Here is a 12,727-nt window from a genome sequence, read left to right on the forward strand (position 1 = left end):
TCGGTGCCGGCCGCCATCAGGGCCACCGGCCGGCCACCAGCCGCTCCATGCTCGCCGCGGTCAGCCGCGAGGAGATCTGTGCGGTCAGCGATTCCTCAGCCGCTCGCAGGGCGGCCGCGACGATCCGGTCGCACCGGCCCGGTGTGGGGCTCGACGCTCTCCGCGCGGCAACGTGCCGGCAGCTCCACCCGTACCTGCTCAGGCCTGCGTTCCATGCGCGCAACACTCACGGCGAAGCCCAGTGGCGTCGCACCGCGCTGGCCGGACACGAGCGCCTGCTGGTCCTTCAGCAGCGTCCAGTGCTAGACCAGTTCATCCAGGTCCAACGGAATACGGGCCACGATCGTCGATCGGGTCCGGGGCTTCACCCATCGCAGCCGTACGGCTCGGACACACCCTCACGAGTGACGCCCTCCCGAGATCACCACCCCTTGCGGCTGGTGACACGATTCGTACCGGCACCCCACGTGGCGCGGTTCGTGGAGTCCCCCTGGACGCAGCCCAGCGAAGGCGTGGACGGTGCAGGAGCGGGAAGGGTACCACGCGGCGTTCGTGGTCCTCAGGACCCCGGCCATGGGCAAGATCGCGACTTCGGGTGCGTCGGCTGCTGGTCCTTGAGCAGGGCAGGCCGGCGGGGCCCGGCGGGGCCTGATCAGTTCCGGGCCCGCTGCTGCGGGTAAGACCGCGATGCGGCAGCTGGGACGGACGGTGGAGCTGGCGGACCGGATGCCGGTGCCGTACGTCACCGTGCCGCCGTCCTCCGCCCGGTGCAGTAGTGCCACCGACCGGCGGGTTCGGGTGCCGGCGTGGGCGCCGACAGGTCGGCGGGAAGTCCGGTTGCCGGTGGCCCTGGCCCCGTGGCCGGACCGTGTGCTGGAGAGGATCACCCGAACGGGTTGCGTCGTCGTGCTGCCGGACGGTACGCGCACCTGCACCCACACCCGCACCCGTCCGGGATGAGAACCGGCGAGACTTTGGCGGGAGCGGGTGCAGGTGTAGCGGGGGCGAGTGTTCACCTCGCCTGCCCTGTCAGGGGGTTAGCTGTCCGATCTGGCTCACGTAGTTCTCGGTGAACCAGAGGTTGCCGTCGGATCCGGTGGTGATCTCCAGCGGGTTCGCGCCGGAGGTCGGGACCGACAGCTCGGAGATCGTCCCCGACGTGGTGATCCGGCCGATGTCGTTACCGTCCGTCTCGGTGAACCACAGGGCGTCGTCGGGCCCTGCGGTGATGCCCCACGGGAACGGGAAGATGGAATCGGTGAGGTCGTAGGCGGTGAACACACCCGCCGTGGTGACCCGTCCGATCTGAGCCGCGCCGGCGTCCGTGAACCACAGGGCGCCGTCCGACCCTGCGGTGATGCCGATGGCCAGCGAGTCCAACGAGGGAATCGCGTACTCGGTGACCGTACCGCCGGTGGTGATCCGCCCGATGCTTCCGGAGAGCACTTCGGTGAACCACAGGGCGCCGTCCGGCCCGGCGGTGATGCCCAGCGGGTAGGCGCCCGAGGTCGGGAGCGCGTACTCGGTGACCGTACCGCCGGTGGTGATCCGCCCGATCTTGTCGGCGCCCGGCTCCGCGAACCACAGGGCGCCGTCCGGCCCGACGGTGATGCCCCACGGGTAGGCGCCCGAGGTCGGGAGCGCGTACTCGGTGACCGTACCGCCGGTGGTGATCCGGCCGATGTTGTCAGCGTTCGACTCGGTGAACCACAGGGCGCCGTCCGGCCCGGCGACGATCTCGGCCGGCCCCGCGCCGCTGGTGGGCACCGAGTACTCGGTGAACGTCCCGGTCGTGGTGACGCGCCCCACCGCGTTCGCGGCGTTCTCGGTGAACCACAGGGCGTCGTCCGGCCCGGCGGTGATGCCGATCGGGGCCGAGTCGGCGGTGGGCGTCGCCAGTTCGTCGATGGTCGAGGTCAGGCGGGGCTGCGAGGCCTCCGGTCGGGCGTGCTTGCCGAGGCAGTGCACGAGCCCCGCCGGCCCCCGGTGCCGGAGGCAGGACTTCACCCACGGGCGCAGGGATCCGGCGTGGTGCGGGGAGTCACCGAAGGCGACGGTGCCGGGCGCGCCGAGCGCGGCCGTCAGGGCCAGGACGGCGATCGCACGATAGAGCCGCCTGAGGCGGCCAGGACAGTGAGACATGAGGCAGGCACCTTTCCGAAGGGACACGGCGGGAGCCGGAGCGTCGGCAGGACCCGCATCGCCGACGTCGGGCTTGTGGGAGAGGGGGGCGGCGCAGTTGCCCGATACCGCGACACGCGGCTCAGGCCGATATCGCATTTCGTGATCGCTGCACACATACAATCCCCACTGAGTCGACGTCAGAAACGGTGAGTGGAGGGAAATGTCGGACGTATGCCTTCGACACCCGGTGCGGTGCCTCTCATGTGACCGCAGTTCGTAAGTCCTTCTGGCCACCAAATGGCGCGCTTGCTTCCTGATCCGAACCGGGCGGGAGGGGCGTGCGGGTTCCGTTCGGCCGGACGAGGGAATAGCGTTTGGTTGCTGTGCGTGTGCGGATAATCATATGACTCGTCACTGGGACGGATTTGGACCTCTGCCGTTCCAGGCCTGGACGACGAAGGAGAGCCCATGCGTATTCGATACTCCGTGGCCGCCGGAGCCGCGATGGTTGTCGCCGTCGCGGGAGTGGCCAGCGCCGCACCCGGTGACACGACGGTCACGTTCTCTGTCTCGGGTGGTTCGTTGGCGATCTCCGTCCCGGGCCCGGCGGGCCTGGGCAGCGGGTCGCCCGGAAGCTCCGTCAGCGGACAGCTGGGCAGTGTCACGGCCACCGACACCCGGGCCCTGCTCGCGGCCGCCTGGACCGCATCCGTAACCTCCACCAGCTTCACGACCGGCGGCGCCACGTCCGCGGAGACGGTCCCGACCAGCGCGATCTCCTACTGGTCCGGGACCGCGAGCCCCACCCCCACCGGCGTGGGCACATTCACACCTGGTCAGGCGACATCGAGCCAGGCTCAGACCCTCGACAGCAGCCGCACCGCCTACAGCCTCTCTGCGGGCACCGGCAACAACACCGCGACCTGGAATCCCACGCTCGTCGTCGCGATCCCCGCCGGCGCGGTGAACGGTATCTACACCGGGACGGTGACACATTCGATCTCATAGCCTGGCCCGCCTGTTGTGCACAGCCGCAGCGGTGCTCGCACTGGCCTACGGTGCGGGCACCGCTGCTGCCGACACCCGGGCCGAGACACCGCCTTCCACCGCCGAGGGCAGCATCGGCCTCAAGCTGCTCGACGCACCCCGGGACCGTGAAGCCGACCCGCGCGCACACATGTACATCGTGGACCACCTCGCACCCGGCAGTGTCATCCACCGCCGGGTACAGGTGACGAACACCTCCGATGCCGGCCAGCGTGTCGACCTCTACGCTGGCTCCGCCGTGGTCAACGGCGGCACCTTCACCGTCGATGCCGATCGCACCTCGAACGAGCTAACGACCTGGGTCTCGGTGGACGACTGCATCTCGGACTCGGATGTGTCCAGTACGACGACGGACTGCGGCACACCGGAGAAGGAAGGGGCCACCCGGCCGTCCACGCCGCCGCCGGCCGCCGCCGTGCGTGACGTCCCGGCGCACAGCGCAGCGGTGGTCCGGGTAAGCGTCCGGGTACCACCGAAGGCATCCGCCGGCGAGCGGTACGCAGTCCTCTGGGCGCAGGTCGCGGGGCCCGCGGGCCCGACTGCGAACGTCCGCCTGGTCAACCGCGTGGGAGTGCGGATCTACCTCGATGTCGGTCCCGGAGGCGAGCCGCTGTCGGACTTCCAGATCAAGGAGCTGACCCCTGCGCGCGCCCCCGACGGCACCCCGAGGGTCGTGGCCAAGGTCCACAACACCGGCAGGCGTGCCCTCGACCTGACCGGATCCATGTCGATGACCGACGGGCCGGGATCCCTGAGCGCCGGTCCCTTCACGGCCAACCTCGGCACCACACTCGGCGTCGGTGAGACCGAACCTGTCACCATTCCCCTGGACAGGCAGCTTCCCAACGGCCCCTGGAAGGTCCGCCTCACACTGACCAGCGGTCTGGTCCAACGTACCGTCACGGCCACCATGACCTTCCCCGACGGCTCCCAGAGCGGTGCATCGGTCACACCGAGCGCCGCGGACTCCGCTTCGATGCCGCCGGTCATGACCGTGAGCATGTCAGCCATCATCCTCCTGGCCGCCCTCGGCTACGGGGTGGTCCGCCGCAGACGGGCGAGCTGAACCCGGCCCCGCCCGAATGAGTTCCTCCGCGGGCACCCACGAGATCAAGCGACGGAGTGGGTCACGGTCCCCGTGTAGGTGCCGGCCACTCCGGCGGCGGGGACGGTGATCACCACCGTGGGGCTCCAGGTCGTGGAGCTGTTCCCGTTGCCGGTGGAGGTGAACGCGGATCTCGAACTGCTGAGTGACTGTTTGGCGGAAGCGTCGCTCTGGCCCGGTGAGGCCGTCACGGTGCCGGTCATGTTGGTCGCGGGCCCGGACCAGTAGGAGGCGTTCGAGGTGGTGATCGTCTCGGCGGACGTGGCACCGCCGGTGGTGAAGTTCGTGGCGGACACCGTCGCCGTCCATGTGCTGGTGGCCAGTCCTCGCCCGTCCGAGACGGTCACCGAGCCGAGGGCCGCGCTGACGGTGCCGCCGGGTGCCGCGCTGCCGAGGCCCGCAGTGGTCGGCAGGCTGATCGACAGCGTGCCCGTGTTCGGAATGATGCTGAGCTGGGAGCTGTTGCTTCCACTCGTCTCGACGGTGTCCACGACCGCGCGGGTGAAGCTGGCCTTGCCTCCGGATGTGGCCACCAGCTTCCCCGAAGCGGTGTAGATCGCGCCGCCGCCGGTGATCCAGGAGCCGTTCCCCGAGACCGTGACCGCCGCGGTGTTGTTGCGGTCGGCGATGAACGTCAGACCGGCGAAGACTCCCGTGGTCGGTGCGCTGAGGCTGGACTTCCCTCCGGTCTGGTCGCTGAAGAACGCGCCGCTGACAGGCGCCGCACACGCCACCGGGTACGTCGGGCAGGCGAGGTAGATCGTCACCCCGGTGCCGTTCAGCTTCCCGCCGGAGATCGTCATGCCGGTGGTGACGACGTACGTGCCGGGATTGAGCGTGAGCATGCCGGCCAGGGACGAGATGCTGGCGTACACCCCCGGACTGATCGTCTGGTTCCCGGTGACATGGTTGATGACGGGATACGGCGTGGCCGGTGTCGTGGGACAGCCCGACGCGGCCGGGCACTGGGCCAGGGCGGCGTACGGGTCGGTGACGGCGGGCTGGTTCGTCGGGGCCGGGTTGTACGAGCCGCCGCCCGACGTGGCGAAGCCGGCCGGCGCCGCCGGGCCGCCGATGGTGCCGCCGGTCGCGGTGACCGAGGTGGTACCGCTGACGAGCGCCGCCTGACTGCTCGTCGAATTGACCAGAATGCTTCCGGTGACCTGGACGTTGCCGGGGTGGACGTACAGGGCGTTCGTGGCGCTCGGGTTGAGGACGCACAGGCTCGCCGTACACGCGGTCGCGGCCTGGGCGGTGCCGGACGGACCGGTCACGACCCAGGCCAGCGCGGAGGCGAGGGCGAGGACCACGGCGTAGACCGCGCACGGCAGGCGGCAGAGTCCACGGGCGCGGACCTGTCCCCTCGCCACCAGAGGGCCGCGACCGGGGACCCGGAGCGCGCCGGACCGGCCCACCCGCGCATCCGCCCGCCCCCGACTGCCACCGACACGCCGGCCGGCGCCCGCCCGGGCGATACCTGAGCGCCAAGAGGCGACTCCCGCCGCCACATCCACCATCCTCAGCATGACTCAAAACGTATCAAAGGCTCCATATCGGGTTCGTGTTCCCGTACGAAGTAACGCGCGTTCAGCGTGTCGGACCCCGCCGATAGATTCACCGCCGCCACGGACAGGCAGACAGACCCACATCGCCGATCCCACAGCCTCGGCAGCCCGCCCTCCGACGCGGGTGCACGAGCCGCAGCCGCCAGTCCGCCCCTGCTGGGGTTGGGCCGGGCCGCCACCCGGCCCACCGCGACTCACCTTCGATGACCCGAAAGGTGATCATTCCCCAAAGACCCCGAAGCCGTGTACTTCAGGGTCGGTATCCAAGCTGGAGCCTCAACTGTTGGCCAGGGTGCGGTCGAGGAGGGGGAGCAGGCGGTCCCAGTGACGCTGCAGTGCGGAGGGGTTGAAGGCATCGGTGTCGGACATGGTGAAGCCGTGGATGGTGCCGGGGTAGATCTCGGAGGTGTAGCCGACACCCGCGGCGTCCAGGGCCTGGTTGAGCTCGCCGAGGGCCTCGGATGTCATGTCGCCTTCGGCGTGGCCGAGGTGGACCTGGGCCGTGAGCTTGGAGAGGCTATCGGGCCCGTCCGCGGCCACGGGACCGTGGAATCCGGCGACGGCGGCCACCAGACCGGGGTGGGCCGCGGCGGTGCGCATCGCCAGGAGGCCCCCTATGCAGTAGCCGGTCACCGCGACCGGTCCGGCGCCGACTTCGGGCTGGGTGGTGAGGAACCTGAGGTAGGCGTCGGCGTCGCTCAGGACGCGTTCGGCGGTGTGCGCCTCGATCAAGGGCATCAGCTGGGCGAAGACCGCGGGCCGGACCTCCTCACCGATGTGCTCGGGAAGTTCGATCACCGGTGCCGGGCCGTGCCGGTAGAAGAGGTTGGGGACGAGCACGTAGTAGCCGTGCCCGGCCAGTTCGCGGGCCATCTCCCGCAGCACGGGCCGGATGCCGAAGCCGTCCGCGTACATCAGCACCCCTGGGTGCCGCTCGTCACCGTCGGGGAAGGCGGCGAAAGCGTCGGCCTGGCCGTCCGCGGTGGGAATGTGCAGCGTCTTGGTGGGCATGAGTTCTCCTGTCGTGGTTGACGTGTCGAGCTGTGGTCAACACGACAGGAGGCGGGGCCCGCGCAGCAGCGCCGGATCCTCGATCCAACAGCGGGCCAGCACCGGCCCGTACGGCGCTCAGAGGAGCGCCGGGTCACCAATTCGTGTGTGGCGCAATGCCGTCCCGGTAGTCATCACCGCACAACGTAGCCCACCCGACAGGATCGACGCCAGCCCTCCCCGGTCCACAGTGGCGCCGCCTGCACCACCTCGGTCAGCGCGCCCGGGTTCGGCCCGGACACCCAACCGCCGCTCTCCTCCTCGCGCACCGGGCGGGTCGGCGGGCGCAGCGTGGTCATCAGCTGCAGGCCGCTGGTGGCGCTGGAGCCGCGCGGGCTGATGACCCGTTGGGCGCGGACGCCGAGCACGCGGGCCGGGTCCGGCGCCGGCAGGCTCGCCGTGTCACCCCAGGCACCGGTGTCCAGTGCCCGCCAGGGCAGGACGGCGAGCCGCACGCGCTGGCGGCGGCCGTCCTTGACCGGCTTGTAGATCCGCGCCGACGGGCCGAAGCCGCGACGGGTGAGCTGCCACGTCGAGCGGGCCAGCGCCTTGAGCACCTCGTGGTCCTCCGGCAGCTGCTGCGTGCGGCGGGTCGTCGGGTCGTCGTCCAGCGTGAGGACTTCCGCAACCCACGCCGCAGCCAGGTGCCGACGGGAGTGGGAGGGCGGCGTTGCTCGGATGGCGTCAGCCCGGCCCAGCTCGCGCTGTTCGCTACGGCGTGCTTGTGAAGGAGCGGCGGTAGGAGCGGGGCGGCACTCCCCGGCGGCGCACGAACTGTTCGCGCAGTACGGCCGCGCTCCCGTACCCGACCCGGTGGGCGATCTCCTCGACCGGCAGGTCCGTGGTTTCCAGGAGCTCCTCGGCCCTGCTCAGTCGCAAGCTCCGCAGCCAGGCGTGCGGGGTGGTGCCGGTCGCGGCGGCGAAGCGGCGGGCGAAGGAGCGTTTGCTCATCACGGCGCGCTTGGCCAGTTCCGCGATGGGGAGCGGCTCGTGGAGGTGTTCGCGGGCCCAGGCGAGTACCTCGGAGAGGCGCTGGTCCTGGCAGTCCTCGGGGACGGTGGCGGCCAGGTACTGAGCCTGCCCGCCGTCGCGGTGGGAGGGTAGCACGATATCCCGGGCGACGGCGTTGGCCAGTGCGGCGCCGTGCTCCCGCCTCAGCAGGTGGAGACACAGGTCGAAGCCGGCGGCGGCTCCCGCGCCCGTGACGATGTTCCCCTCGTCGATGTAGAGCGCGTCGGGTTCGACGGTGACCTCAGGGTGGCGGTCGGCGAGCAGTTCGGCGAATCGCCAGTGCGTGGTTGCCCGCCGGGCGTCGAGCAGTCCGGCGGCGGCGAGTGCGAACGTGCCGACGCAGTGGGCCGCGACCACGGAACCGCGCGCGTGCGCGGCCCTCAGCGCGTCGAGTACGGCGGGGGCCGGTGGTGTGCGGAATCCGGCCCAGGGCAGGGCGATGAGCAGATCGGCGCCGGCGAGCCGGTCGAGTCCGTGCGCGATGGAGAGCGGTACGCCGCAGTCCGTGGGGACCGGCCCGGGCCGGTCAGTGCACAGGGCGAAGTCGAAGCCGGGCAGCGCCTCCCCGTGCGGGCCGAACACCTCCGTGACGATGCCGACGGCGAGCATGCCGACTCCGGGCGGGGCGTAGGCGGCGACGGTCACGAAAGGCGGCACGGGAGCAGTCTGGCACGTGTGGCGCGAATCCTGCGATAGATGGCAGTAGTGCCACTCGTGAGCGGCAGGCCTGCCCGGAAGGATTGAGGCCATGACAGACGCACCGCTCGGCCGCAGCGCCGTGTACACGATCCTGACCACCGGCTACACGGGCTCCACCGGCCCCGGAGTCGCCGCCACCGTCTCCTACGTATCCGACGCCGGGCGGCATGTGATCTTCGACCCGGGCATGGTGGCGAGCCGCGACCGTATCCTCGGCCCGCTCGCGGAGTTGGGGCTCGGCCCCGACGACATCACCGACGTGGTGCTCAGCCACCACCACCCGGACAACACGATGAACGTAGGCCTGTTCGGCCACGCCCGGGTGCACGACCACAAGGTGGAGTACCTGGGCGACCAGTGGAAGAACCGGGACGCGGAGGGCTACGAACTCACCCCGTCGCTACGGCTGATCCGCACCCCGGGACACAGCGCCGAGGACATCACACTGCTGGCGGGCACGGACTCGGGTGTGGTGGCGTTCGCCGGCGACCTGTGGTGGCACTCGGACGGCCCGGCGGACGACCCGGTGGCCCCGGACCGCGCGGTACTGCGCGCCTCCCGGCTCCGGGTGCTGGCCGCCGCGGACCTGATCGTGCCCGGCCACGGCGGCCCGTTCAAGGCTGACGACACCGCGCCGCGCTAGCTGTCCCTGCCGGCCGGCCGCACCTGCCAGCCCGCTGCATCGTCGGCATCGCAGGCCCACAGGTAACCGAGCAGGCCGTCATCATTGGCCACCGCGACGTACTCGACCGCCCTGTCCGTCCTGTACGTGTAGTTGACCGGGCCGCCCTCCGCGACCCGGAACTGCATGTCCTCGCTGAGCCGCTCGCTGGTCCAGCCGTACTCACTCTTACGTCGTTCGTCACTCATCACAGCACCTCACCATAGACATGCCTCGGTCGGGGTGAAGGAGGTCTTCGCTCGGGATGCCGCCGAGCTGACCGCGACGGACTCCTCGCCCGTGCTGCCCTGGCCCCGCCCCTGCACCGCCTCCAGGCCGTCGCCCTGATCGGAATCGTCCGCACCGACACGATGATCTTGCTGGCCGCCGCCTCCGGAGTGCGGGCGAGCGAGCTGATGGAACCGCGGATCGGCTGCCGCCTTCCACCCGAAGAGCCCGTCCCCGGGTTCACCCGCCACCGAATCGCCAGCGAGGTCGTCAAAGCCCCTTGGCGGGACCGACGACGCATGGGTCGTCATCGAGCCGCTCTATCGCGCCGTCGAACTCGCCGAACAGCTCCACGAGGACCCCGATCACCGAGCCCTGCTCTGGGCGCGGTACCGCGCCCGCCTGGCGGAGGTCCCGCTCGCCGCCAGACCTGGGACACTCTTCCGGCAGGTTCGGATTCCTGTGTACTGCTCCGGTCGGCAGGAGGCCTCCAACACGCCCTCCAACAGCTGGACTGCCCCGCCTGTGATGCCTGACAGGCCTTCGGCCCCCCATCCATAGGCACGTAGTCCATCCGTTGCCGCTTCAGCGGGGGCGGAGGCCCTCCGGCTGCCCCACAGTGACGAGCAGGTCACGCCCCTGACGCCAGACGCGCGTCGAGTCGCCAATCGCCACGGCCTGTGCGTCGGAAGGGACACCTTCCACTTTGACGCTCATCGACTTCTCGGAGCATCCCAGGCTCAGGTAGTCGAAGTATGGGGAGGTGGTACCCGAGGCCTGGGTATATGTTCCCGAGAGAACTGTCCCTGGGTAGCTTTGATGCTCGTCCGAGGACGGAGTTCCGCGGGCCGGTCGCTGTGCGCCGAATCCGGTGGGTCCGGTGGTCATCGGTTCGGCGAGCGAGGTCGAAAGTATGTACGCTTCGCAGCTGTTGCCCCTGAGCGTGAGGGCTATGTTCACCCCGGCTACCTCGACCAGTCCCAGGATCTTGGCCTGTCCCTTGGCGGGCGGGGCATCGACGCTGGCGTGGAGCAGGCTGGAGGCGGGCGCGCCTGTGACTTGGTCCAGCGCCCATGGGCCTGTTGCGTAGTTGTCGGTCGGTGTGGTGGATCCGGTTGCGGTGCACGCAGCCGTGAGTACGGCGGCCAGGGCGGCCGCCGCACTCACGAACCTCTTCGATCGGTGCATGTCTTGCGATGGCTCCTAATACTGCGACGGTGCTTACCGTGACGGCTGTTCAGGTCGGTCGTTGGTGCGATTCCCGAGAAGGTGCCGGCGATCGCCCGGCACTGCGTGAGCGTCAGGGTGATCGAGCCGGCGCCGGTGACCTGGTCGACGGTATCGATGCCGCAGATGTGCCCTCCGTAGACGACGTTGTTCGCCACCACGGTACCTCCGCTCTGGGGCGCCGAGGATCCGTTCGACTGCGCTGCTACGGGCTGTGACGGTCCACCACCCAGTTCCCGGGCGCGACGAACGCCGGCTTGGCCGAAGGCGCCGCCGCACCCGTGGGCGCGGCGGCCACTGCGCTCGGCGCAACCACGGCAGCTAACGCCCCGGCACCAAGGAGGGCGCCGATCGCCCGGCTTGCCACATTCCGCAGGAGCGCCGCGTTCTGGAGCAGGGGCCTCGGCCACTTCGAAGTCGGTCGGGAGGACGACGGAAGCATCCAGGCAGCCCACCCTCCTCCTCAGCACCAACAGCGACCCGCGGACCGGGAAGCTCCCACCCCACATCGACGTCAACGCCACCGACCGGGGCCAGGACGCCGAACTGGAGGGCTGCTCGCCCTCGGCGCCGGGCCCGCCGACGTCGGCCTGACCGGCACCGAGAGCTGGCGGGTCCTGGCGGGACCTCACTCGCCCCGAGGTCCTCAACGCGATCGAGGGACGCTGCGCCTCGAGCAGCGCGGCCACGATGTCGCCGTTCTTGGCCGTTGGTTGGTTGGCGGCCGGTGAGCCAGTCGCTGTCGCTGTGGCTACCGGAACGGGCCCGGCTCCCAGGCTTGCCCGTCGATCGGGTAGTAGTACAGCGGGCGGCCATTCACCGCGCTGGTGCGAAACGGCGTGCCGTGGCCGAGGTCGATGGGTAGCGTGCCCTGCCGGTTGCCGCTGGACCACTCCAGTTCCAGGTACCAGCTCACGTCGTAGGAGGTGGTCTCGGCGGTGACCTCGATGATCTCCGGGTCGTCCTCGCTCACCTTGACCGGCAGGCCGATGCTGCCCTCGGCCACGACCGGACGAGGGCGTGCCGCGTCCAGGTCCAGGGCATAGGACTGGGTGCCGACTCCGCCGCCGCAGCCCTCGCCCATGGAGTACGCGTTCCAGGCGAGTGGGGCCGCGATCCGGGTGATGCGGACGTTGAGGCCTGTCAGCACCACCGTGTCCCTGCCGGTGCCCTGCACGGTGATCTCGATCGACTGGTAGCGGCCGGCAACCGCACCGACCTGGGAGACCCACTCCGGCACGGCGGGCGGCCGGGGGACCTCGGACGGCGGGCGGTTCACCACATACCGATCGCACGGGGTGCTCCGGCCGGTAAGGCGGACCGAGGCGGTGAGCGGGGCGCCCGCTTCCGCCTCACCGGGCGGGCCCGACGCGCCTCCGCCGACGCCGGCGGAGGCGGAGGCGGAAGGCGCGGCGGAGGGCGGGGCGGACGACGGGCCGTGAACGCCCGGGGAGGTGGCAGACATCCCGGCGTCCGTGGCCCGGGAGGAAGCGGTGCCCGTCTTCAGGCTGGTGGTGACGGCCACCGTGGTGGCCAAGACGGCGGTGGCCGTCACCGCTGCGAGAACGCCACGGCGGCGGGGCGCCGCCACGAAGACGGGGTCCGGGTCGGCGCAGGTGACGGCGAGGCCCGGCCCGGTGTCACCGGAACCCCCCGTGTCCGGTGTCGCCTCCGTCCGCGAAGCCGTCGGCGGATCCGTCGGTTCGGGTGCGGGCGATGCCTTGTTCCCCCGCGACGCGTCAGCGACGACCCACAAGCGGTACAGCTCGATGAGTTCCTCCGGCGTCGCCTCGCACAGCCGCGCGAGGTTCTCCAGCGGTGCGAACTCCGCCGGCATCACATCGCCGTTGCAGTACCGGTGCAAGGTCGATGTGCTCAGGTGCAGGGCCTTCGCCAGCGCGCCATAACTCAGCCCTGACCTTCCCCTCGTAGCGTAGAGACCGTGACTGCAGGGGAAGTTGGGAGTCATGGCAGACAAGAGGCGGAAGTTCGACGCGGAGTTCCGTGAGG

General features: G+C 70.5%; 13 protein-coding genes and 2 pseudogenes. 4 read left to right on the top strand and 11 right to left on the bottom strand.

The genetic code is table 11. The features are described 5' to 3' along the window. Positions 1 to 1,029: 1,029 nt before the first annotated feature. Positions 1,030 to 2,142, bottom strand: coding sequence for a virginiamycin B lyase (locus ACIBH3_RS33700; RefSeq protein WP_396315921.1), 1,113 nt, complete (start codon positions 2,140 to 2,142; stop codon positions 1,030 to 1,032). Between the two features lie 450 nt (positions 2,143 to 2,592). Between ACIBH3_RS33700 and ACIBH3_RS33705 the strand changes: the two genes are divergently transcribed. Continuing rightward, complete coding sequence (locus ACIBH3_RS33705) at positions 2,593 to 3,132, top strand: hypothetical protein (RefSeq protein WP_396315922.1); 540 nt, start codon at positions 2,593 to 2,595, stop codon at positions 3,130 to 3,132. Between the two features lie 13 nt (positions 3,133 to 3,145). Next, positions 3,146 to 4,237, top strand: coding sequence for a peptidase (locus ACIBH3_RS33710; protein ID WP_396315923.1), 1,092 nt, complete (start codon positions 3,146 to 3,148; stop codon positions 4,235 to 4,237). Positions 4,238 to 4,281: 44 nt separating this feature from the next. Here ACIBH3_RS33710 and ACIBH3_RS33715 read toward each other — a convergent pair whose 3' ends face one another. The 4 genes from ACIBH3_RS33715 to ACIBH3_RS33730 form a co-directional block, all read right to left on the bottom strand. After that, positions 4,282 to 5,646 carry a hypothetical protein gene (locus tag ACIBH3_RS33715; protein WP_396315924.1) on the bottom strand — a complete coding sequence of 455 codons (1,365 nt, stop codon included), beginning with the start codon at positions 5,644 to 5,646 and terminating at the stop codon, positions 4,282 to 4,284. Positions 5,647 to 6,117: 471 nt separating this feature from the next. Next, positions 6,118 to 6,852 carry a dienelactone hydrolase family protein gene (locus tag ACIBH3_RS33720; protein WP_396315925.1) on the bottom strand — a complete coding sequence of 245 codons (735 nt, stop codon included), beginning with the start codon at positions 6,850 to 6,852 and terminating at the stop codon, positions 6,118 to 6,120. Between the two features lie 173 nt (positions 6,853 to 7,025). Then, positions 7,026 to 7,448, bottom strand: a complete 423-nt coding sequence (locus ACIBH3_RS33725; RefSeq protein ID WP_396315926.1) for a hypothetical protein — start codon at positions 7,446 to 7,448, stop codon at positions 7,026 to 7,028. A gap of 154 nt (positions 7,449 to 7,602) precedes the next feature. After that, positions 7,603 to 8,511: a GlxA family transcriptional regulator gene (locus ACIBH3_RS33730; protein WP_396315933.1), complete on the bottom strand. Its 909-nt coding sequence runs from the start codon at positions 8,509 to 8,511 to the stop codon at positions 7,603 to 7,605. 139 nt (positions 8,512 to 8,650) lie between these two features. Here ACIBH3_RS33730 and ACIBH3_RS33735 point away from each other — a divergent pair, with 139 nt between their 5' ends. Further along, complete coding sequence (locus tag ACIBH3_RS33735) at positions 8,651 to 9,244, top strand: MBL fold metallo-hydrolase (protein WP_396315927.1); 594 nt, start codon at positions 8,651 to 8,653, stop codon at positions 9,242 to 9,244. On the opposite strand, the gene ACIBH3_RS33740 is transcribed toward ACIBH3_RS33735, so the two are convergent. The 4 genes from ACIBH3_RS33740 to ACIBH3_RS33755 form a co-directional block, all read right to left on the bottom strand. Beyond that, the gene (locus ACIBH3_RS33740) at positions 9,241 to 9,471 is read right to left on the bottom strand and encodes a hypothetical protein (protein WP_396315928.1); all 231 of its coding nucleotides are present in this window, start codon (positions 9,469 to 9,471) and stop codon (positions 9,241 to 9,243) included. The genes ACIBH3_RS33735 and ACIBH3_RS33740 overlap by 4 nt on opposite strands. 9 nt (positions 9,472 to 9,480) lie before the next feature. After that, positions 9,481 to 9,801, bottom strand: a complete 321-nt coding sequence (locus tag ACIBH3_RS33745) for a hypothetical protein (protein ID WP_396315929.1) — start codon at positions 9,799 to 9,801, stop codon at positions 9,481 to 9,483. A gap of 274 nt (positions 9,802 to 10,075) precedes the next feature. Continuing rightward, on the bottom strand, positions 10,076 to 10,678 hold the full coding sequence (locus ACIBH3_RS33750) for a hypothetical protein (protein WP_396315930.1): 603 nt from the start codon (positions 10,676 to 10,678) through the stop codon (positions 10,076 to 10,078). Beyond that, positions 10,654 to 10,875, bottom strand: a complete 222-nt coding sequence (locus tag ACIBH3_RS33755) for a hypothetical protein (RefSeq protein ID WP_396315931.1) — start codon at positions 10,873 to 10,875, stop codon at positions 10,654 to 10,656. Before ACIBH3_RS33755 ends, ACIBH3_RS33750 begins: the two co-directional genes overlap by 25 nt. 192 nt (positions 10,876 to 11,067) lie before the next feature. Here ACIBH3_RS33755 and ACIBH3_RS33760 point away from each other — a divergent pair. Continuing rightward, positions 11,068 to 11,448 (top strand): annotated as a pseudogene (locus tag ACIBH3_RS33760) (VOC family protein). A gap of 20 nt (positions 11,449 to 11,468) precedes the next feature. Here the strand turns inward: ACIBH3_RS33760 and ACIBH3_RS33765 are convergent. After that, on the bottom strand, positions 11,469 to 11,999 hold the full coding sequence (locus ACIBH3_RS33765; RefSeq protein WP_396315934.1) for a hypothetical protein: 531 nt from the start codon (positions 11,997 to 11,999) through the stop codon (positions 11,469 to 11,471). Between the two features lie 492 nt (positions 12,000 to 12,491). Then, positions 12,492 to 12,686 (bottom strand): annotated as a pseudogene (locus ACIBH3_RS33770) (helix-turn-helix domain-containing protein); the annotation flags it as partial. Between the last annotated feature and the right edge of the window lie 41 nt (positions 12,687 to 12,727).

Source organism: Kitasatospora sp. NPDC050543 (assembly GCF_044457565.1).
Classification (GTDB): Bacteria; Actinomycetota; Actinomycetes; order Streptomycetales; family Streptomycetaceae; genus Kitasatospora.